We start from the raw sequence: 19,712 nt of genomic DNA on the forward strand, positions 1-19,712 counted from the left end.
GTCAGCGGCCTTCCTTGAGCAAAGAGAGGGCGTCGGCGGGAACGTCACGTCCGGCCGCCCGGCGTTCGTCGGCGAAATCGGCGAGCATGCGTCGAAGCTCGTCGTCCGCGCGGGATTCCAGCTCCGCGACGGCGGCCAGCGGGACGCCGACGAAAACGCATTTGAGGACACCGTGCCGCCACGCGTGCGGCTCCAGGTGACGCGCCGCGAAGGCGCCCATGGCAGCGGCGACGAGCCGGATGTCGTTGGCGCGCAACGCGTCCCCGACCAGTTGGATCCCGGTGTCGACGACTTCGGCGTCCGGAGAGTCCAGTGAGTTCAGCGCGCGGAGCACCCCTCGCCGCTCGGCGTCGTCGCCGTAGCGGTAGAGGTCGCGCAGCTCACCGGCCAGCGCCGGAGCGTCGAGCGAGTCCGCCAGTATCGCGATCAGCCGGACGCGGGCCCGGTCGTCGACGGTGCTGTGCACGAGCCCCTGCGGATCGGTTTCGGGCCGCAAAGCCGCCCGTCCGACCTCCCGGCCGACGGCCGGGAAGAGCGAGCCGATGACCGACGGCTTCTCCCGGATCCGGCTTTCCGCCTTGGTCAGCCAGCTGTCCTCCGGCAGAGCCTCAGTCAGCGCCTCAGTCAGTGCCTCGAAGGCCCTTCGTGCGGTGTCCGGTGCGGCGTGGCTGTGCCGGGGCAGTTCGACAGCGGCGAGCCCGCCGTAGCCGATCTCGCTCAGCGCCGCCAGCGTCGCGGGCAGATCCAGCTGTCCGTCACCGAATTCCAGGTGCTCGTGGACCTTCGGCAGCATGTCGTCGAGCTGGACGTTCCACAGCAGCGGCCCGGCGAGGCGGACGCATTCCGCCGCGTCGACCGGCTCGACGGCGACGCAGTGCCCGACGTCGAGCGTGACGCCGAACAGTTCCGGGTCGCCGAGTTCTTTGCGCAGGTCCAGAACCTGGCTCAGATGCTGCACGAGGTGCCCGGGTTCGGGCTCCATGGCCAGCCGGACGTTCAGTCGCGAAGCGTGCTCCAAGACCGCCGCGACGCCGTCGCGCAACCGGGACCACGCGACCTCATTGTCCACAGTGTTGTCAAAAGTCGACACACCTGACCAGAAAGAAACACAGTCCGCGCCGAGGTCCCCGGCGATCTGCAAGGCCCGCGCCAGGAAGTCGATCCGGAGCGCGGGGTCTTCGGACAGCAGCGTCGGCGAATGCTTGCGCCACGGGTCGAGCAGGTACCGCGCGCCCGTTTCGATCACGACGCGGTTCAGGCCGAGCGCCGAAAGCCGGGAGGCCACGTGCTCGACCCGCCGCGGCAGATCGTCGGCGAACGGGTCGAGGTGATCGTGGTCCAGCGTCAGCGCCACCCCGGTGTAACCGAGGTCGGCGATCACGGCGAGCGCGTCGTCGAGACGGTGGTTGGAGAACCCGTTGGTGCCGTATCCCAGGGAAAACGTCATGTGGGGCTCACCTTCCGCGACAGCTTGCGGGCGATCGGCAGCGCGGCCGCGACCAGCACGGCCCCGAGCACCGATCCCTTGGCGGTGACCGCCGCCTGCAGCGGGACCATGCCGTGGATGCCGGTCTTGGTCGCCGTGCGGACGGATTTCGCCGACGGGTCGCGGACGGCGTCCGCCTGCGCCCGGCCGACCATCCCCGCGTACCCGGAACCGGCGGCCATCGAGGCGAGCCGGTGCCAGCCACCGCGGGCCGGTCCGGTCAGTGCCAACGTTGTCGCCGCACAGCTGGTGGCGAGAGCGGCACGGGCCGTGCCCGGTTTCGCGCCGTGGACTTCCCCGGTGGACAGCGCCGTGACGCCGAGCGTGTGCACGCCCACCGCCGCCGCGGCACCGGCCGCGAGCCTGGTCTCGCCACCGGCGCCGAGCAGGACGTCGAGCGTGCGGCAGGCCGCCATCGCGACAGGCCCGGCCGGGGTCGGCTTGAGCAGCGTGTCGTAGGCCCACACCGCCGCCGCCAGCGGAACCGCCACACGCATCGCCTGACGGCCACCGCCGAGCGCGGCCAGGCCCAGCCCGGCCGCGGTCAGCGTGACTCCGGTGGTGAGCGCCGCGCCGGCGCTCACCCGCCCGGACGGGATCGGCCGCTCGGGACGCTCCACGGCGTCGAGCTTCCGGTCCGCCCAGTCGTTGAGGGCCATCCCGGCCCAGTAGAAGGCGACCGAGGAGAGCGGCAGCAGCAGTCGTCGCCCGGTCATCTTGAGGCCCGCCGCCGCGGACCCGGCGACCGTGTCGCCGAGCACCGTCAGCGCCGCGGGCGCGCGAACCAGTTCGATGTAGGCCTTCACAGGGCTCCCGCCCAGGTGATCAGGCGGGTGGCCTGCTCGGCGAACCGGTGCTCGTCGCTGCCGAGCGGGTCCTTGAAGAAGAAGCCGAGTTCGGTCAGCGCGCCGCTCTGGCCGTCGGCGTGCGCCGTGGTGACCAGCCTGGCGAGGTCGAGGATCAGCGGCGCCGCGAGCGCCGAGTCGAAGCCGGTCCAGGTGAACTGCAGGCTCATCCGCGCGCCGAGGAAACCCTCGAACGACACGTGGTCCCAAGCGGTTTTGACCTCGCCGAGGTCGGGCACGTTGTCGATGTGCAGCGGCGCGGTGACGTCGTCGCCGAGCAGCGCCGCGAGCCCGCGGGCCTTGGATTCCAGCTTGCTGTTCGCGGTCACCGGGTCGGCCAGGGTCTCGCCGTCGCCCCCGCCGAGCAGGTTGGTGCCCGCCCAGGAACGGACCTTCAGCGCCCGAGCGCTGAACATCGGCGCGAGGACGGTACGGAGCAGGGTCTCGCCGGTCTTACCGTCGGAACCCGCGTAGGGCAGGCCTGCCCGCTCGGCGAGCTGCCGCAGCGCGGGCAGGGTGATCCCGGCGGACGGCGTGAACTCGACGTACGGACTGCCCGCCTTCAGCGCCGCGTAGGCCGACAGCGAACTGGACGGGAGCACCGCCCTCGTGGGATCCGCCAGCGCCTCTTCGAGCGCGTCGAGATCGTCGTGTTCGGGAAGGTGCGGGCACGGGGCCTCGGTCGAGGACACGTTGACCACCACGACCCGCGCGAGGTCGTGACGGCCGGCGAAAGCCCGGATGTCCGCGGTGAGCCGCGCGGCCGCGTCGGCCTGGGCACCCGTATGCGTCGCCGGGTGGTAGCCGTCGCGGATCTCGGCGTCCACTTCGGCCAGTCCGGACCGGACCGCCGCGAACACCGAGTGGCCGAACACGCCGGCCCCGGCCAGCTGTTCGGCACGCTTCTCCAGCGGCGTGTGCACGATGTCGTGCCCGCCGAGGACCAGATCGTCCCAGCCCGGCAACGGAACCCCGGCGAACGCGGGCAGCTCGGTGACACAGCCGGTCGGACCGGCCACCCGCGCGCGGAGGGCCAGCAGCCCTACCGCGGCGGTCGTGGCCACCGATCCTCTCGCGCCGATCAACCAGATGCCCGTGCGCTCCTGAGCAGGCATTTCTCCACCTTTCCCAAACCCGAAACGTCCCAGCGATGTATGTCCTCGGATGGTCGGACGTTTCGGATCGAACCAAGTCGCACTGATGTACGTCCATGCGACTTTCGGCTGGAACTACTCCTCAGTTACTCCCCTTGGCAGTGACGCCCGGCACAGCGGTCCATCGCGCCTCTTCCGCCGCGCTGCGTTCGACGGCGTCGAGAACCTGCTGAACCCTCAATCCGTCCTCGAAGGACGGGGCCGGATCCGTGTCTTCGCCGATCGCGGTGAGCAGGTCGGCGACCTCGTTGGTGAAGGTGTGCTCGTAGCCCAGCAGGTGGCCCGGCGGCCACCACGCCCCGACGTAGGGGTGCTCCGGTTCGGTGACCAGGATCCGGCGGAACCCGGACTCGGTGGCGGGTTCGCCGCCGTCGAACCAGGACAGTTCGTTCATCGATTCGAAGTCGAACGCGAGGCTCGCCTTCGACCCGTTGATCTCCAGCCGCATCGAGTTCTTGCGGCCCAGCGCGAACCGGGTCGCCTCGAAACTCGCCACGGCCCCGCCGGAAAACCGGCCGAGGAACAACGCGGTGTCGTCGACCGTGACCTGTCCGGTCCCGCCGTCGCCGTCCGGCCGCTCCTTGACGAAGGTGTTCGTCAGCGCGGAGACGCCGGTGATGGTCTCACCGGTGACGAACTGGGCGGCGTCGACGATATGCGCGCCGAGGTCGCCCAGCGCTCCCGAACCCGCCTTGTCCTTGTGCAGCCGCCAGGTCATCGGCGACAGCGGGTCGGAAAGCCAGTCCTGCAGGTAGACCGACCGCACGTGCCGGATCTCGCCGAGCGCCCCGCTCGCGACCAGTTTCCTGGCGTGCGCGAGCGCGGGCACCCGGCGATAGTTGAAGGCCACCATGGACCGGACGCCGTTTTCGCGCGCCTTCGCCGCGGCTTCGGCCATCGCCTCGGCTTCGGCGAGGGTGTTGGCCAGCGGTTTCTCGCACAACACGTGCTTTCCGGCCTCGAGCGCGGCGATCGCGATCTCGGCGTGGCTGTCGCCCGGCGTGCAGATGTCGACCAGGTCGACGTCCTCGCGGGCGATCAACGCACGCCAGTCCGTCTCGACGTCTTCCCAGCCGAACCGCTCCGCCGCGGCCTTCGCCCGTCCTTCGTCGCGGCCGCCGAGCACGGCGAGTCTCGGGATCAACGGTGGTTCGAAGAACCGGTGGACGTTGCGCCAGGCGTGCGAATGCACCGCACCCATGAACGCGTGACCCACCATGCCGATCCCGATCGTTTCCCTTGCCGTGCTCATGCCCCTCCTAGGTCCGCCTGCGTGTCGGGAGTACTGCTGCTCTACGAGTCGAAGCCGACGTCCATGTACTTGTCGACGTTCTCCTTGGTGACCACCGCGGAGTACGTGGTGATCTCGGCGGGGATCTCGTGCTCGGCGAAGTCACCGGCGCCCTTGCTCTGACCCAGAAGACGCGCGAGCGAGATCGCCGAAGACGCCATCGACGGGCTGTAGAGCACCGTCGCCTTGAGCGGCTCGGCGTCGGACTTGATCAGGTTCATCGCGTTCTTCGAGCCGGCGCCGCCGACCATCAGGAAGTCCTTGCGGTTCGCGTTGTTGATCGCCGCGATGACGCCGACACCCTGGTCGTCGTCGTGGTTCCACAGGGCGTCCAGCTTGGGCGCGGACTGCAGCAGGTTCGAGGTCTGCTGCTCGCCCGACTCCGGCGTGAACTGGGCCGAGACCCGCGGTCCGACGGCGAAACCCTGACGTGCCAAGGCGTCCTTGAAGCCCTTGCTGCGTTCCTGGGTCAGCGGCAGCGAGTCGATACCCGCGACCTCGCCGATGATCGGGCTGGCGATGTTCTTCGCCTTCAGCTGCTGGGCGATGTAGTTGCCCGCGTTGACACCCATCCGGTAGTTGTCGCCACCGATCCAGGTGCGGTATGCGAGCGGGGTGTCGAAGACGCGGTCCAGGTTGATCACCTGGATGCCGGCGTCCATCGCCTGCTGGCCCACCGCGGTCAGCGCCTTGCCGTCGAACGGCAGGATCACCAGCACGTTGACCTTGGCGTTGATCAGCGTCTCCACCTGCGAGATCTGCTGGTTGACGTCGTTGGTGCCCTCGGTCGCGTTGAGCGTGACCTCACTGAACTTCTGCGCCTGCGCGCGGGCGTTCTTGGTGATGGCCGCCATCCAGCCATGGTCGGCGGCGGGAGCGGAAAACCCGATGGTGACAGGGGTTCCGGGCTGCGAGTTGGCCCCGGCGTTGGCGACATTGGCGGCGTTGTTCTGCGCCGGTGCCTCGTTCGAGGTGCACGCGGTCAGCAGCGCACCCGCTCCGACGGCCGCGCCTCCCAGCAGGAAGCGACGGCGTTGCAGGGATTGTTCGGTCATGACGACTCTCCATCCACGGTGATCAAGTGTTCGTCTTTGTCTTTTTGACGGAGCGGAACTGCAGTAGCGCGGCCAGCACGATGATCACGCCCTTGGCGATGTTCTGGATGTCGGTGTCCAGGTTGTTGAGCGTGAAGATGTTGGACAGCACGGTGAAGATCAGCACGCCGATGAGGGTGCCGATGAGTGAGCCGCGGCCACCGGTGAGCAGCGTGCCGCCGATGACGACCGCCGCGATGGCGTCGAGCTCGTAGAGCATGCCGTTGGTCGAGGCGCCCGCGGTGGTGCGGGCGACGACCATCAGCGCGGCGATGCCGCAGCACAGGCCGGCGACGCCGTAGACGAGTGCGGTGTGCCGCTTGACGTTGATACCCGCCAGCCGGGACGCCTCGGCGTTGCCGCCGACGGCGTAGGTGCGGCGGCCGAACGTGGTGCGGTTCAGCACCACCCAGCCGACCGCGAACACCAGCGCGAACATCCAGATCAGCACCGGGATCCCGAGCAGGTCGCCGCGGAAGAACTCGAGGAAACCGGTGTCGGCGACCACCTGTGTGCGGCGGCCGCTGATGCGTTCCGCGAGACCACGGGCCGCGACCAGCATCGCCAGTGTCGCGATGAACGGTACGACCTTCCCGTACGAGACCAGGATCCCGTTGACCAGACCACAACCGAGGCCGACCAGAAGTCCACAAAGGACCATCATGACCGGACCGTAGGCCTGGGTGGCCAACGTGGTCAGCCAGACACTGGACAGCGCCAGGATCGACCCGACCGAGAGGTCGATGCCGCCGGCGATGATCACGAACGTCATCCCGACGCTGACCACGCCGATGGCCGCGGCCAGCCGGAGGATGGTCGAGATGTTGCCCTCGGTCAGGAACTGGTCCGGCCGGGTCACCGCCCCGACGACGCACAGGATCACCAGCACGCCGAGCAGCCCGATCAGCCGGGTGTCGAGCGGGAAGGAAGTTCCCCTCTTTTGAGATGACACGAGCTCTTTGGGTGGTGAGGGTTCCTCCCCAGCGTTTCCCGTACGCACCGATTCGGCTTGGTCAGTCACGCCGCACTCCCCTCGAGAATCACGTCGAGCACATCCGCCTCTGTCAGTTCCGCAGACGGCTTTTCAGCCAGGACACGTCCTTCTCGCAGCACCAGCACCCGGTCGGACAGTCCGAGTACTTCGGGGATCTCGCTGGAGACCAGCACGATCGCGACCCCGGTCGCGGCGAGTTCCTCGATCAGCCGGTATAGCTCGGCGCGCGCGCCGACGTCGACCCCGCGGGTCGGCTCGTCCAGCAGCAGGACCCGGCAGCCGCGGACCAGCCACCGCGCCAGCACCGCCTTCTGCTGGTTGCCGCCGGAAAGCGTGCGGATGATGCGCTGCGGGTCGGCGGGCCGGAGATCGAGGCGCCGCAGGCTTTCCCCGGCGTCCTGCAGTTCCTTGGACCGCTCGGTGAACCCGAACGTCGAGTACTTGGAGAGGCTCGCCAACGTCACGTTGTGCACCACCGGCAGTTCCAGCAGGAGGCCCTGGCTCTTGCGTTCCTCCGGCGCCAGGCCGATTCCCGCCTTGACCGCCGCGGACACGCTGCCCGGCCGGACGGATTCCCCGTCGACCTGGACCGATCCCGCGTCCGGCTTGCGCGCGCCGAAGATCGTCTCCAGCAGTTCACTGCGGCCGGAGCCGACCAGGCCCGCGATCCCGACGACCTCGCCGGCGTGCACGGTGAAGCTCACGTTCTCGAATTCGCCCTCGGTGGTCAGGTTCTCCACCTTGAGGACCTCGGTGTCCGGGTCCACGTGCTCCTGGTGACGCGGGCCGAACACGGTCTCGACCTTGCGGCCGGCCATCAGCGCGACGAGGTCGGCGGTCGGCGTTTCCTTGGCGTCGAGCCCGGTCGAGACGGTTTTGCCGTCCTTGAGCACGGTGACGCGGTGCCCGATCCGGCGCAGTTCTTCGAGGCGGTGGGAGATGTAGATGATCGCGACACCCTCGGCGGTCAGTTCGCCGACGATGCGGAACAGGTTGTCGACCTCTTCCCCCGCCAGCGCCGCGGTGGGCTCGTCCATCACCAGGAGCTTCGCGTCGTACGCGAGCGCCCGCGCCATCGAGACCAGCTGCTGCCCGGCGGCGGAGAGCTTGCCGACCTCGGTCGACGGCGTGATCTCCGGATGCCCGAGCCGGGTCATCAGCTTGGCGGCCAGGGCACGGGACTCGCTGATCTTCGTGAAGCCGAAGCTCGCGCGCTCACGGCCGAGGAAGATGTTGTCGGCGACGGAAAGCCCGGGCACCAGGTCGAGTTCCTGGTACATGGTGGCGATGCCGATCTTCAGCGCGGCCACCGGCGACGGCAGCGAGACCGGCTCGCCCTGCCAGGTGATCTCGCCTTCGTCGGGACGGTGCGCCCCGGCGAGGGTCTTGATCAGCGTGGACTTGCCTGCGCCGTTCTGGCCCAGGAGGCAGTGCACTTCTCCGGCTTCGACGTCGAAGTCGACGCCGTCGAGGGCACGCACTCCGGGAAAGGTCTTAACGATCCCCCGGACGGACAGCAAACTCATGCCGGAGCCTCCTCGGTGACGAACGGGACAAGCGTCGGATCGGCGAAAAGCCGTTCGGTGGCCAGGTGCGCGGCCCCGCGGATCGGGGCGGTGGTGCCGAGCGGCGAGGTCACGACCCGGCAGGCGGGCTCATGGCCGAGCGGCCGCGCGGACAGTTCGCGGCGTACCGGCTCGACCAGCCACTCGCCCAGTTCGGCGAAGTAGCCGCCGAGCACGACGAGGTCGGGGTCGAGCACATCGACCACGGTGGACACCGCGATGCCGAGCGCGACCCCGAGTTCGGAGACCGCGGCGACGGCGCGCTGGTCACCGCGCTGCACGCGGTGCTTGAGCAGCCCGACCCGGCCGTCGACGCCGAGCGCGGGATCGTGCAGCGGGTCACCCGGCGAGGCGGCGCCGCGCAGCACGGAGTTGAGCCCGGCCTTGGTCTCCAGGCAGCCGACGCGGCCGCACGGGCACTGTTCGCCGGACGGGTCGACGGTGATGTGCCCGACCTCGCCGGCGAATCCGCGGGCGCCGCGCAGGATCGCGCCGCCGGAGACGAGTCCGCCGCCGACGCCCATCCCGCCGCTGAGGTAGAAGAGTTCGCGGACACCGCCGCCGACACCCGCGACAGCCTCACCGACGGCGCCGAGGTTGGCTTCGTTGTCGACGCCGATGGCATCGGCGGGCAGGCCGAGCCGGGCGGCCAGCAGGTCGGCGATCTCGGCGTCGCGCCAGCGCAGTGTCGGCGCGAACCGCAGCACGGCGGCGGCCGAGTCGACCAGGCCGGGGACGGAGACCGTGACGCCGACGGGCCGGTCGTCGCGCAGCACCTGTCCGGCGAGGAAGGCGAGTTCGTCCATGCTCCGGTGGAGGCCGAGCGCGGCGACGTCGGCGGTCTCGGTCCGCTCGGCGACGACGCGGCCTTCGAGGTTCGTGACGACGGCGGCGAAGCGGTCGGCCTCGACGCTCAGCGCGAGCCCGTAGGCGCTTCCGCCGTTCAGTTCGACCAGCTGGCTGGGCCTGCCGTTGCCGCCGGCCTGCAGTCCGGCGGGCCGGACGAGACCGCGTTCGAACAGTTCGGTGATCAAGCCGGAGACCATGGCCTTGGTGATGCCGCACCGGGCGGCGAGCTGGGTACGCGACAGCGGACCCGCGCGCAGCGCCCTCAGGAGCGCGGCGAGGTTCGCCGTGCGTGGGCTGACCGGGTCCACCTGCCCGGGATCAGTCGCGGCCACACTGCCTCACTTGACTACCCCTCACTTACGAATCGCCCGTAACAAACTTTGTTACTTAGCAAGCGAAAGTAGGGTGGTCGCTGTCACTCGTCAAGGTGACAACAAGACAGAAATGCCCTCCGTCACCCGAATAGACGTCCAAATCGGTACAGACTTTTGTACTCAAAGTGCAAAAGTCTGTACGATCTTGACGTTACTAATCGGAATCAGGTGGATGCTCAACGTCTCCGGGAACGCGCGTAAAGAGGTTCAGCTGCTGAGTGTGAAGGCCCGGTCGGTGGCCGACCAGGCCGCGCCGATGACGCCGGCGGTGTCGCCGAGTTCGGACAGCACGATCGGCAGGTTGCCGGTCGCCAGCGGCAGCGAACGCCGGTAGACGGAGCTGCGGATCTCGGCGAGCAGCTGGTGCCCGAGCTGCGCCACACCGCCACCGATCACGACCATGCCGGGGTTGACGAAACTGACCAGTGACGCGACCACCTGGCCGAGCCGCCGTCCGCCGTCGCGGATCAGGTTGACCGCGCCGAAGTCACCCGCCGCGGCCGCGCGGCCGACGTCCTGGGCGGTGATCACGCCGCGGTCCGCGACGACGTCGGCGAGGTACACCGACCGTCCGCTGCGCGCCAGCGTCAGCCCGTCTCGGGCCAGAGCGCCGCCGCCGAAGTACGCCTCGAGGCAGCCGACCTCGCCGCACGCGCAGGTCGGCCCGTAGTCGTCGAGCCGGATGTGCCCGATGTCGCCCGCCGTACCGGCGACCCCGCGGTACACCTTGCCGCCGAGCACGATCCCGCAGCCGATGCCGGTACCGATCTTGACGAACACCAGGTCGTCGGTGGAGCGGGCGACCCCGGCGTGCCGTTCGCCGAGGGCCATCGCGTTCACGTCGTTGTCGACGGTGACCGGGCAGCCCAGCAGGCCGCCGAGGTGGTCGCGCACGGAGAACCGGTCCCAGCCGGGCATTATCGGCGGCGCCACCGCCATCCCCTCGGCGAAGCTCACCGGCCCCGGCAGGCCGATCCCGGCGGCGATCAGCTTGCCCGGCGCCTCTTCGCGGATCTTCTCCGCGAGGGCGCTCACGCGTTTGAGGACGGCGTGCGGCCCTTGCCGGACGTCGCAGTCCTCGACGGTGTGCACCAGCACCTCGCACGAAGCGTCGGTGAGGGCGACCCCGACCGACGTAGCGCCGACGTCGACGGAGAGCACGCGAAGGTCACCCGCCAGCCGCACCAGCGTCGAACGCCTGCCGCCCCGGCTCGCCGAAGGCCCCGCCCGCTCGACGAGCCCGACCTCGGCCAGCCGCGCGACTTCCGCACCCACCCGGGCACGCGGCAGCTCCAGCCGCTCCCCCAGCTCGACCCGGGACATCGGGCCCTCGTCTCGCAGCATCGTGAGCAACTGCGTCTGGTGCCGGGTTTCGACCATCGGATGCTCCGTGGTGGATGCCGTGCTCATTCAGCTGAGCCTACGGCGTCACCCCCGGGGTGTCCCGCACGCGCCGGGTTGTCAAGCGCGATACCGACCGGCGAAGGTGTGCCCATGGTCGTTAGACGTGATGGCTACGTTCGAGCCGCGCTCGAACTCCTCGACGAGGTCGGACTGGACGGCTTGAGCCTGCGCAAGCTCGGGGACAAGCTCGGCGTACAGGGTCCGGCGCTGTACACGCACTTCAAAAGCAAGCAGGCACTGCTGGATCAGATGGCCGAAACCATGCTGGACGACCACCTCGCGCCACTGGACGATCCGGCGTCGGTGGACGACTGGGGCGAGTGGCTCGCCCGGCGAGCCCGCACCATCCGCTGCACCCTCCTGTCCTATCGGGACGGCGCCCGCCTGCACGCGGGTTCCCGCCCGACCGAACAGTCGGCGATGAACCCGCTGATCAAACCCTTGCTGGAAGCCGGTTTCGCCGAGGAGGACGCGACACACGCGATCCTCGCGATCAGCCGGTACACCCTCGGCTGCGCGATCGACGAGCAGCAGCAAGCCGACGGCGAATCGGTGACCGACCACGACGAGGATCCAGGCGCCTCCTTCGAATACGGCCTCGCGCTCTTGATCGCCGGTCTCCGGGCGGCTGTGGCCTGAGGTCGATGTCGCAAATCCGCCAGACCAAGCGGCGCGGGACTGCTGGACTACCGCCATGACGACCGACAACGCCCGGCTCTTCCGTTCCCTGCACACCCCGTCGAACCCGCTGGTGCTGGCGAACGCCTGGGACGTCGCCAGCGCCCGGCTCGTCGAGGACGCCGGGGCCGCGGCGATCGCCACCACGAGCGCGGGCGTGGCGTGGAGTCTCGGCGCTCCCGACGGCGACCGGCTGGAGCGCGACCGCGCGGTGGACCTGATCGCCCGGATCGTCCGCGCGAGCGGGGTTCCGGTGACCGCCGACATCGAGGGCGGCTACGCGAGCACCCCGGAGGGCGTCACCGAAACCGTCGCGGCGGTGGTGGCCGCCGGCGCCGTCGGGATCAACATCGAGGACGGCACGCGTTCGCCCGAGGAGGTCGTCCCGCGGATCGCGGCGGCCCGGGCGGCGAGCGAGGCGTTGTTCGTCAACGCGCGGATCGACACTTTCCTGATGGGACTGGGCGGATTGCCGGAGACCCTGGAGCGCGCCGCGGCGTATCTGCGAGCCGGAGCGGACGGCATCTTCGTCCCCGGCGTCACCGACCCCGCCGTGATCACCGCGCTCGTCGAAGGCATCGACGCGCCGGTGAACGTGATGGCCCACCCGGGCGCGCCGAGCGTCAAGGAACTGGCCGAACTCGGCGTCGCACGGGTGAGCGTCGGCTCCGGGATCAGCCAGGCCGCCTACGCCGTCGTCCGCGAAAGCGCGCGAGAACTGTTCTCTACCGGCACGTATTCGCGGTTGGAGGAAGCCGTCGATTACGGAGAACTCAACGACCTTCTCGCCTGAGCTCGCACATTTCCGCAAAACGTCATCGCAGACTACCCCTTTAGAGTGATTCCGACGACTTCAAATACCTCGTGAATTAGATAGAACACGCGTTCGAATACTGGTAGTCTCGATGCTGTGACCAGCACCGATGTTCCCGAGTCGACGCGCCACGAATGGTGGCGCGTCGACAAGAACATGCTGCTGTCGCGGACAGTGGACATCGAGATCGCGGTCCGGAAACTGCTGGCCGAGCAATACGAGGTGTATGCCGAAATTCATCGGCGTGGGTTTGCGGGGTGTGTCCGGGCATGACTCACTGGCCGGGTTGATCGAGGAAGACCTGCGCCTGACCCCCGCCGATGCGAAAGCCCGTGCCGAACGGGTACTGGCTCTGCATCCGACACCGACGTTCACCGGTCAGGATGTGCCCGCGGTGGCTCCGTTGGCGGCTGTGGCCGCTGCCGAGGGCGCGGTGGGTGGTGCGCAGCTCGATCCGATCATCCGCACCCTCACCCAGATCCCCGCCACCGTGTCCGAGCCAGAGATCCGGGCCGGGGAGAAGATCCTGGTCGACCTTGCCCGGGTCGCCGGGCCGAAAGCAGTCGCCCGGGCCGGACGTGACCTGCTCGCCCGCCTCGACCCCGACGGGAAAGAACCGAAGGACGACGACCCGAAACCCGTACGGCCCGAGTTGAAGTTCGTCCACCACCGGGACGGCAGCCTCGGAGTGGTCGCGACCGTGGACCAAGAGATTTACGCCCGGTTGAGGACCGACCTCGATCCCCTGGCGAAACCCCACAAAACCGAGGACGGGGAACGCGATCCGCGGACCCAGGCCGAACGGTACGGAGACGCCTTCGGCGACTACATACGCATGAAAACCGCCAGCCCCGATCTACCAGGCCAGGCGGGGGAATCCACCCACATCCTGATCACCATGTCCTACGAAGACCTGATGAACGATCTGGGTAAGGCCCAGCTGGAGCTTGCCGGGCCGCTCAACGCCACCGACGCGAGAACCCTGGCCTGCGACTGCCGCATCCGACCCGTCGTCCTCGGCAAAGCCGGAGAACCACTCGACGTCGGACGCAGCGCCCGCACCGTCACCATCCCCCAGAAATACGCACTCACCGCCCGCGACGGGGGTTGCGCCTGGCCCGGCTGCGACATGCCCGTCTTCCGCTGCACCGCACACCACATCGTCATGTGGCGACACCACGGCGAAACAAAAATCGACAACCTCGTCCTACTCTGCGGCCGCCACCACAAACTCATCCACAGCAGCCAATGGAAAGTCCACATCGCCCAAGACGGACTCCCCGAATTCACCCCACCCACCTACCTCGACCCCACCGGCACCCCACGCCGAAACACCCTGCACCTACGGATCTGAACCGCCGATGACTAACCCGGGATCGGGATCAGCCGGTACGCCTTGGCGGCGGTGTCGGGGATCTCGTGGAACACCGTGCCCGCCGAGACAGTGCAAGCTTCGTCGGCGTACAACTCCAGCGCGTTGGCGTCGCCGAAGCCTCGCGCCGCCGAACCCGCCGCGGGAATCCCGAGCGCGGACACCGGTTTGCAACCCCGCCCGGTCGGCACCGAGACCTTGGTGCCGCCGAAATCGGTGCCGGAGAAGAGGCAGTAGCCGTCCTGCTGACAGTGCGGGCTGACCTCCTGCGCCGACGGCGTACCACCGGACAGCGCGCTCGCCAGCAGAACCGCGCCGGCAGCGCCCGAAACCGCGAGATGCGACAAAGCCATGACCAACTCCCCAGGTGATGGTGGACCCTTCGTGCCTCACCGCCATCCTGGCACGGATCGCTTTGCCGTGGCCCACCTCCGCAAGTAGTCCTCTAATGGCGGCAGTCCCCAGGGTCACGACCAGAGGTAGCGGCGCTCGGGCCGTCCCGTCCCGCCGTACTTGAGGGTCACTTCGGCCTTCCGCATCGCCACGAAATGCTCCAGGTACCGCCGCGCGCTCACCCGCGCCACACCGGTCGCCTCGGCGCATTCGCTCGCGGACATCCCGCCGGGCGCGCCGCGCAGCGCGGTCTCCACCAGTCGGGCGGTTTCCGCGGTGAGTCCCTTGGGCAGTACGGGTTTCGCGCTCGGCCGCGCACCGAAGACCCGGTCGACGTCGGCCTGCCCGGCCTCGGCCAGCCGGTCCAGACGCTGATGCAGCGCGGCGAAATGGGTGAGCTGGTCACGCAGGGACGCGTACTCGAACGGTTTGATCAGATAGTGCAGCACCCCGCCCCGCATCGCGTGCCGCACGGTCTCGATATCGGTGGCCGCGGTGATCACGATGACGTCGACGTCTTCGGTGGCGCGCAGTTCCCGCAGCACCGAAAGCCCGTCGAGGTCGGGCAGGTAGACGTCCAGCAGCACCAGATCCGGTTTCAGCTCGCGCGCCAGGCGGATCGCGTCGGCGCCGGTGTGCGCGACGCCGACGACAGCGAAGCCCTCGGTGCGGGCGACGTATCCACTGTGGACTTTCGCGACCATGAAATCGTCGTCGACGACGAGGACCCGGATCATCGCGGAAGCCTTGCCGTGAACACGGCGCCGCCGGAGTTGTGCACCTCGACGGAACCGCCGCGCCGCACACAGGCCTGCCGGATCAGCGCCAGCCCGAGACCACGCTGGCCGTGCGCCGCGGCCTTCGTGGTGAAGCCGTGTTCGAAGACTTCTTCGGCGATTTCCGGGGCGACACCGGGCCCGGAATCACGGACCTCCACACGCACTTCGTCATCCTCCTGCCACACACCGACTTCGATCCAACCGCGCTCGCCACCGAGCGCGTCAAGGGCGTTGTCGACGAGGTTTCCCAGTACTGTCACCAGATCCGTGGACAGGCCGTCCTCGACGCGGTCCAGTTCGCTGTCCGGGGCCATCCGCAGCCCGACTCCGCGTTCCGCCGCGAGCGACGCCTTCGCGATCAGCAGTGCCGCCACCGCCGGGTCGCCGATCCGCGAGCCGACCTCCGCCCGCCATTCGCCCTGCGCCGAACTGATCCGGCTGACGTAGCCGCGGACTTCGTCGTATTCCCCGAGTTCCAGCAGACCGGAGATGGTGTGCAGCCGGTTGCTGAATTCGTGCGCCTGCGCGCGAAGGGTGTCGGTGGCGTGCCTGCTGGCGTCGAGTTCGTCCCGCAGGGTCATCAGATCGGTGCGGTCCCGCAGGGTGACGACGGCGCCGCGCACGTCGATCGGCATCCGGTTCAGGGTCAGCACCTTCCCTTGCCGCAACACGATCTGGTCGGCACCGGTCGCGCGCCCGGTGAGCACGTCGCGGATCCGCTCGTTCAGATCGAGGTCCTCGACCGACCGGCCGACGGCGTCCTCCGGTAGCACCAGCAGCTCACGGGCGTGATCGTTCACGAGCGTGATCCGGTCCTGCGGGTCCAAGCCGACGACACCCTCCTTGATGCCGTGCAGGAGCGCTTCCCGGTTCTCCACCAGCGCGGTGATCTCGTGCGGCTCCAGTCCGAGTGTCTGGTTCTTGACCCGACGCGCCAGCAGCAGCGAACCGCTCACCCCGATCACCAGCGCGACACCCAGCACCCGCAGGGCGTTGTCCGGCGAGTCGAGCACGCCGGAGAAGAAGCCGGGCGACTTCGAACCCACCGCGACCATGCGGACCACCTTGCCGCCCTTGGCGTCGAGCACCGGGACGTGCGCCACGATCGAACCGTCGAGTTCGCCGACCCAGGACCGTCCAGAGAGGACGGTGCTCTCCCCGATGTCGAGTGTGGTCCTCAGCTGACCCGGATCCGGTGACGCCAGCACGTAGCGGTCCGCGCCCGCGATCACGACGGAGTCCACTCCGGAGAGGCTTCGCGCGGTTTCGGCGGGTGCGTTCAGTTCGAACGGGCCGTTCTCGAGGTCGCCCACGACGCCCTGCGCGGCGACACTCTCCGCGACCGAAAGCGCCCGCCGTCCCTCGGTCGTGCGGAAGTTGTTCCCCGCCTGGACGACGGCCAGCACGCCCACCGCGCACAGTAGGCAGGTGACGACTACTAGTTGCCACACGAGGAGTTGGCGGGCCAGAGAACCCCGAGCACCCATCGCCACCTCCTCGTGACCAGAAAGAACAAAACAACCCTTAGGCCCGCAAGCGGGACATCTCTGTTTACACGAGTGCAACATGTCCAACCACGCGGCAGAGAGGCGGGGATCACAGTGAAGCCCAGTAGCTGGTTGGCCATCGCGGCGGCGCTTGTCGCCGTTTTGCTGGTGCCACCGTTGCTCACACCGGGCAGCGAGGCCGACGACGGCGCGCAGATCCGGTCCATCCGAGTGCTCGTGCCCAACGCACCCGGTGGCGGCTACGACATCACGGCCCGCACGGCGACCAAGGCGATGGAGGACGCGGACCTCCTCGGCAACGCGGAGGTGTTCAACCTCCCCGGCGCCGGCGGCACGGTCGGCCTCGGCCGGACGGTGGCCGAACGCGGCAACGGCAAGCTCGTCATGTCGATGGGCCTCGGCGTCGTCGGCAGTGTGTTCACGAACAAGTCGCCGTCTTCGCTGCTCGACACCACGCCGGTGGCGAAGCTGATCGAAGAGTCGGACATCGTCGTGGTCGGCAAGGACTCGCCTTTCCAGACGATCGGCCAGCTGGTCGAAGCGTGGAAGAAGGACCCGGGCGGGGTTCAGGTCGGCGGCGGTTCGTCGCCCGGCGGGCCGGATCACCTGGCGCCGATGCTGATGGCGAAGGCGGTCGGGCTCGCGCCCAAGGCGGTCAACTACGTCCAGTTCGACGGCGGCGGCGAGCTGCTGGCGTCGGTCCTCGGCGGCAAGGTCGCGTTCGGCGTCTCCGGCGTCGGTGAATACCGCGACCAGATCCAGGCCGGCACGCTCCGGGTGCTGGCGGTGACGAGCGAGAAGCGGATCCCCGGGATCGACGCGCCGACACTGTCGGAGTCCGGGGTGGACGTGAAGTTCACGAACTGGCGCGGAATCGTCGCGCCGCCCGGCATCACCGATGCCGACCGCGCGAAGCTGGTGAGCCTCTTCGAGCGGCTGCAGAAGACGCCGCAGTGGCAGGAAGCGTTGCAGCGCAACGGATGGACCGGGGCTTTCGCACCCGGGGAGCAGTTCGGTTCGTTTCTCAAAGAGGAGAACACTCGAGTGGCAACGGTGCTGAAAGAGCTGGGTCTGGCATGACCACGTGGATGAAGGAACGCTCCGAACTCGGGGTGAGCGTGGTACTTCTGGTGCTCGGCGTGCTGGTGCTGACCGACGCGCTGAGCATTCCCACCGATTTCGCCCAGCGCGGCCCGGTGGGACCGAAGGCGGTGCCGATCCTGGTCGGCTCGCTGCTGCTGATCGTCGCGGTGCTGCTGGCCCGCGACGTCCTGCGCGGCGGCAAGGGCGAAGCCGAGGGCGGCGAGGACATCGACCTCACGGAACCCGCCGACCTGCGTACGGTTCTGTTGCTGTGCGGCGCTTTCCTGGCGAACGCGGCGCTGATCGGGCTGGTCGGGTTCCCGATCTCGGGCGCGATCCTGTTCTGGGGCGCGGCGTACGCCCTCGGCAGCCGCAACCTGGTCCGTGACCCGCTGATCGCGGCGGGCATGTCCGTCGTGACCTTCCTGATCTTCAACAACCTGCTCGGTGTCCCGCTCCCCGGTGGCCCGTTGATGGAGGTGTTCTGATGTTCCAGCAACTCATCGACGGCTTCGGCACCGCGCTGACCCCGACCCATATCGCGATGGCGGCGATCGGTGTCCTGCTGGGCACCGCGATCGGCGTGCTGCCGGGCATCGGGCCGGCCATGGCGGTCGCCCTGCTGCTCCCGGTGACCTACGGGCTCGAACCCACCGGCGCGTTCATCATGTTCGCCGGCATCTACTACGGCGGCATGTTCGGCGGTTCGACGACGTCGATCCTGCTCAACACCCCGGGTGAGAGCGCGGCGGTGGTCGCGGCCATCGACGGCAATCCCATGGCCCGCAGCGGCCGAGGGGCGCAAGCGCTTGCGGCGGCCGCGATCGGGCACTTCGTCGGCGGCATCCTCGGCACGATCGCGCTGGTCGTGCTGGCCCCGGTGATCGCGAAGCACGCCGTCGACATCGGCGCCCCGGACCTGTTCGCGATCATGGTGCTGGCGTTCATCGCGGTCACCTCGGTGCTCGGCAGTTCCCGGATCCGCGGGGTCGCGTCCCTGCTGATCGGTCTCACCATCGGGCTGGTCGGCCTGGACGAGATGACCGGTCAGCAGCGGCTGACGTTCGGCTCGCTGCACCTCGCCGACGGGATCGACGTGGTGATCGTGGCGGTCGCGCTGTTCGCGGTCGGCGAATCACTGTGGGTGGCGGCACATCTGCGCCGCAACGCGTTCAAGCCGATCCCGGTCGGCAGGCCGTGGCTTTCCCGCGCCGACCTCAAGCGGACGTGGAAGCCGTGGCTGCGCGGACCGCTGATCGGATTCCCGTTCGGCGCGGTGCCCGCCGGTGGCGCGGAGATCCCGACTTTCCTCTCGTACGTCACGGAAAAGCGCCTCTCGAAGCACAAGGACGAGTTCGGCAAGGGCGCCATCGAAGGTGTCGCGGGTCCGGAGGCGACCGCCTCGGCGTCCGCTGCCGGGACGCTGGTCTCGATGCTGACGCTGGGCCTGCCGACCACCGCGGTCGCGGCCGTGATGCTGGCGGCGTTCCAGCAGTACGGGATCCAGCCGGGACCACTGCTGTTCGAACGCGAGTCTTCGCTGGTGTGGGGCCTGATCGCGTCGCTGTTCGTCGGGTTGACGCTGCTGCTGGTGCTGAACCTGCCGCTGGCACCGCTGTGGGTGAAGTTGCTGCGGATCCCGCGGCCGTACCTCTACGCGGGCATCCTGTTCTTCGCCAGCGTCGGCGCGTATGCGGTGAACGCGGACATCTTCGACCTGCTGGTCATGTTCGTGATCGGCCTGCTGGGCTTCGCGATGCGCCGCTACGGCCTGCCGGTGCTGCCCGCGATCATCGGGGTCATCCTCGGCCCGGCGGCCGAACAGCAGATGCGGCGCGCGCTGCAACTGAGCGACGGCGATCTGGGCGGGCTGGTCAACACCCCGTTCTCGATCGTGGTCTACGTGATCATCCTGGTGCTCCTGTTCTTCCCGTTGATCAAGCGTTTCCTCCCGTCCCGCCCGCCCGCCGCCGAGGCGGAGCCCAAGGACAAGGCGGACGTCTGACCTGCGAGAACCCTTTACCCGGCC

General features: G+C 68.9%; 19 protein-coding genes. 7 read left to right on the forward strand and 12 right to left on the reverse strand.

What is annotated here, in order from left to right; genetic code table 11:
- Position 1: 1 nt before the first annotated feature.
- From ACLJRL_RS25970 to ACLJRL_RS26010, 9 genes are all read right to left on the reverse strand, one after another.
- Complete coding sequence (locus tag ACLJRL_RS25970; RefSeq protein WP_410658880.1) at positions 2-1,447, reverse strand: EboA domain-containing protein; 1,446 nt, start codon at positions 1,445-1,447, stop codon at positions 2-4.
- Positions 1,444-2,292 (reverse strand): SCO3242 family prenyltransferase, encoded by an 849-nt coding sequence (locus ACLJRL_RS25975; RefSeq protein WP_410658881.1) that lies wholly within the window; start codon positions 2,290-2,292, stop codon positions 1,444-1,446. Before ACLJRL_RS25975 ends, ACLJRL_RS25970 begins: the two co-directional genes overlap by 4 nt.
- Positions 2,289-3,446: an inositol-3-phosphate synthase gene (locus ACLJRL_RS25980; RefSeq protein ID WP_410658882.1), complete on the reverse strand. Its 1,158-nt coding sequence runs from the start codon at positions 3,444-3,446 to the stop codon at positions 2,289-2,291. The genes ACLJRL_RS25975 and ACLJRL_RS25980 overlap by 4 nt, the downstream gene beginning before the upstream one ends.
- A 121-nt stretch (positions 3,447-3,567) precedes the next feature.
- Entirely contained in the window at positions 3,568-4,737 is a 1,170-nt protein-coding gene (locus ACLJRL_RS25985; protein WP_410658883.1) for a Gfo/Idh/MocA family protein, read from the reverse strand.
- A 41-nt stretch (positions 4,738-4,778) separates the two neighbouring features.
- Positions 4,779-5,831, reverse strand: a complete 1,053-nt coding sequence (locus ACLJRL_RS25990) for a substrate-binding domain-containing protein (RefSeq protein WP_410658884.1) — start codon at positions 5,829-5,831, stop codon at positions 4,779-4,781.
- 22 nt (positions 5,832-5,853) lie between these two features.
- Positions 5,854-6,891, reverse strand: coding sequence for an ABC transporter permease (locus ACLJRL_RS25995; protein ID WP_410658885.1), 1,038 nt, complete (start codon positions 6,889-6,891; stop codon positions 5,854-5,856).
- Positions 6,888-8,390: a sugar ABC transporter ATP-binding protein gene (locus tag ACLJRL_RS26000; RefSeq protein ID WP_410658886.1), complete on the reverse strand. Its 1,503-nt coding sequence runs from the start codon at positions 8,388-8,390 to the stop codon at positions 6,888-6,890. Before ACLJRL_RS26000 ends, ACLJRL_RS25995 begins: the two co-directional genes overlap by 4 nt.
- Positions 8,387-9,610 (reverse strand): ROK family protein, encoded by a 1,224-nt coding sequence (locus ACLJRL_RS26005; RefSeq protein ID WP_410658887.1) that lies wholly within the window; start codon positions 9,608-9,610, stop codon positions 8,387-8,389. Before ACLJRL_RS26005 ends, ACLJRL_RS26000 begins: the two co-directional genes overlap by 4 nt.
- A 249-nt stretch (positions 9,611-9,859) precedes the next feature.
- Positions 9,860-11,062 (reverse strand): ROK family protein, encoded by a 1,203-nt coding sequence (locus tag ACLJRL_RS26010; protein WP_410658888.1) that lies wholly within the window; start codon positions 11,060-11,062, stop codon positions 9,860-9,862.
- An 84-nt stretch (positions 11,063-11,146) separates the two neighbouring features.
- On the opposite strand from ACLJRL_RS26010, the gene ACLJRL_RS26015 reads away from it, so the two are divergent.
- The 4 genes from ACLJRL_RS26015 to ACLJRL_RS26030 all read left to right on the forward strand — a co-directional run bounded on the left by ACLJRL_RS26015 (position 11,147) and on the right by ACLJRL_RS26030 (position 13,902).
- Positions 11,147-11,695, forward strand: a complete 549-nt coding sequence (locus tag ACLJRL_RS26015; RefSeq protein ID WP_410658889.1) for a TetR/AcrR family transcriptional regulator C-terminal domain-containing protein — start codon at positions 11,147-11,149, stop codon at positions 11,693-11,695.
- A 55-nt stretch (positions 11,696-11,750) separates the two neighbouring features.
- Positions 11,751-12,527: an isocitrate lyase/phosphoenolpyruvate mutase family protein gene (locus ACLJRL_RS26020; RefSeq protein ID WP_410658890.1), complete on the forward strand. Its 777-nt coding sequence runs from the start codon at positions 11,751-11,753 to the stop codon at positions 12,525-12,527.
- Positions 12,528-12,644: 117 nt separating this feature from the next.
- Positions 12,645-12,821, forward strand: a complete 177-nt coding sequence (locus ACLJRL_RS26025; protein WP_410658891.1) for a hypothetical protein — start codon at positions 12,645-12,647, stop codon at positions 12,819-12,821.
- Positions 12,793-13,902 (forward strand): DUF222 domain-containing protein, encoded by a 1,110-nt coding sequence (locus ACLJRL_RS26030; protein WP_410658892.1) that lies wholly within the window; start codon positions 12,793-12,795, stop codon positions 13,900-13,902. Before ACLJRL_RS26025 ends, ACLJRL_RS26030 begins: the two co-directional genes overlap by 29 nt.
- A gap of 11 nt (positions 13,903-13,913) precedes the next feature.
- Here ACLJRL_RS26030 and ACLJRL_RS26035 read toward each other — a convergent pair whose 3' ends face one another.
- From ACLJRL_RS26035 to ACLJRL_RS26045, 3 genes are all read right to left on the reverse strand, one after another.
- Positions 13,914-14,273: a hypothetical protein gene (locus ACLJRL_RS26035; RefSeq protein WP_410658893.1), complete on the reverse strand. Its 360-nt coding sequence runs from the start codon at positions 14,271-14,273 to the stop codon at positions 13,914-13,916.
- A gap of 114 nt (positions 14,274-14,387) precedes the next feature.
- Positions 14,388-15,050 (reverse strand): response regulator, encoded by a 663-nt coding sequence (locus tag ACLJRL_RS26040; protein WP_410658894.1) that lies wholly within the window; start codon positions 15,048-15,050, stop codon positions 14,388-14,390.
- A complete protein-coding gene (locus ACLJRL_RS26045; RefSeq protein ID WP_410658895.1) occupies positions 15,047-16,579 on the reverse strand; it encodes an ATP-binding protein in 1,533 nt (510 codons plus the stop codon). The genes ACLJRL_RS26040 and ACLJRL_RS26045 overlap by 4 nt, the downstream gene beginning before the upstream one ends.
- A 132-nt stretch (positions 16,580-16,711) precedes the next feature.
- On the opposite strand from ACLJRL_RS26045, the gene ACLJRL_RS26050 reads away from it, so the two are divergent.
- Genes ACLJRL_RS26050 through ACLJRL_RS26060 form a run of 3 tightly spaced genes read left to right on the forward strand, consistent with a single transcriptional unit; the run spans position 16,712 to position 19,688 of the window.
- The gene (locus ACLJRL_RS26050; protein ID WP_410659058.1) at positions 16,712-17,680 is read left to right on the forward strand and encodes a Bug family tripartite tricarboxylate transporter substrate binding protein; all 969 of its coding nucleotides are present in this window, start codon (positions 16,712-16,714) and stop codon (positions 17,678-17,680) included.
- A complete protein-coding gene (locus ACLJRL_RS26055) occupies positions 17,677-18,171 on the forward strand; it encodes a tripartite tricarboxylate transporter TctB family protein (RefSeq protein ID WP_410658896.1) in 495 nt (164 codons plus the stop codon). The genes ACLJRL_RS26050 and ACLJRL_RS26055 overlap by 4 nt, the downstream gene beginning before the upstream one ends.
- Positions 18,171-19,688 (forward strand): tripartite tricarboxylate transporter permease, encoded by a 1,518-nt coding sequence (locus ACLJRL_RS26060; RefSeq protein WP_410658897.1) that lies wholly within the window; start codon positions 18,171-18,173, stop codon positions 19,686-19,688. The genes ACLJRL_RS26055 and ACLJRL_RS26060 overlap by 1 nt, the downstream gene beginning before the upstream one ends.
- Positions 19,689-19,712 lie beyond the last annotated feature (24 nt).

This window comes from Amycolatopsis sp. lyj-112 (assembly GCF_046549055.1).
Taxonomy (GTDB): Bacteria; Actinomycetota; Actinomycetes; order Mycobacteriales; family Pseudonocardiaceae; genus Amycolatopsis.

Bases quoted from the DNA above. Each gene is read 5' to 3' on its own strand.
- ACLJRL_RS25970 (WP_410658880.1), bottom strand. From the start codon at position 1,447: ATGACGTTTTCCCTGGGATACGGCACCAACGGGTTCTCCAACCACCGT.
- ACLJRL_RS25980 (WP_410658882.1), bottom strand. From the start codon at position 3,446: ATGCCTGCTCAGGAGCGCACGGGCATCTGGTTGATCGGCGCGAGAGGA.
- ACLJRL_RS25985 (WP_410658883.1), bottom strand. From the start codon at position 4,737: ATGAGCACGGCAAGGGAAACGATCGGGATCGGCATGGTGGGTCACGCG.
- ACLJRL_RS25990 (WP_410658884.1), bottom strand. From the start codon at position 5,831: ATGACCGAACAATCCCTGCAACGCCGTCGCTTCCTGCTGGGAGGCGCG.
- ACLJRL_RS26000 (WP_410658886.1), bottom strand. From the start codon at position 8,390: ATGAGTTTGCTGTCCGTCCGGGGGATCGTTAAGACCTTTCCCGGAGTG.
- ACLJRL_RS26010 (WP_410658888.1), bottom strand. From the start codon at position 11,062: ATGAGCACGGCATCCACCACGGAGCATCCGATGGTCGAAACCCGGCAC.
- ACLJRL_RS26015 (WP_410658889.1), top strand. From the start codon at position 11,147: ATGGTCGTTAGACGTGATGGCTACGTTCGAGCCGCGCTCGAACTCCTC.
- ACLJRL_RS26020 (WP_410658890.1), top strand. From the start codon at position 11,751: ATGACGACCGACAACGCCCGGCTCTTCCGTTCCCTGCACACCCCGTCG.
- ACLJRL_RS26035 (WP_410658893.1), bottom strand. From the start codon at position 14,273: ATGGCTTTGTCGCATCTCGCGGTTTCGGGCGCTGCCGGCGCGGTTCTG.
- ACLJRL_RS26040 (WP_410658894.1), bottom strand. From the start codon at position 15,050: ATGATCCGGGTCCTCGTCGTCGACGACGATTTCATGGTCGCGAAAGTC.
- ACLJRL_RS26045 (WP_410658895.1), bottom strand. From the start codon at position 16,579: ATGGGTGCTCGGGGTTCTCTGGCCCGCCAACTCCTCGTGTGGCAACTA.
- ACLJRL_RS26055 (WP_410658896.1), top strand. From the start codon at position 17,677: ATGACCACGTGGATGAAGGAACGCTCCGAACTCGGGGTGAGCGTGGTA.
- ACLJRL_RS26060 (WP_410658897.1), top strand. From the start codon at position 18,171: ATGTTCCAGCAACTCATCGACGGCTTCGGCACCGCGCTGACCCCGACC.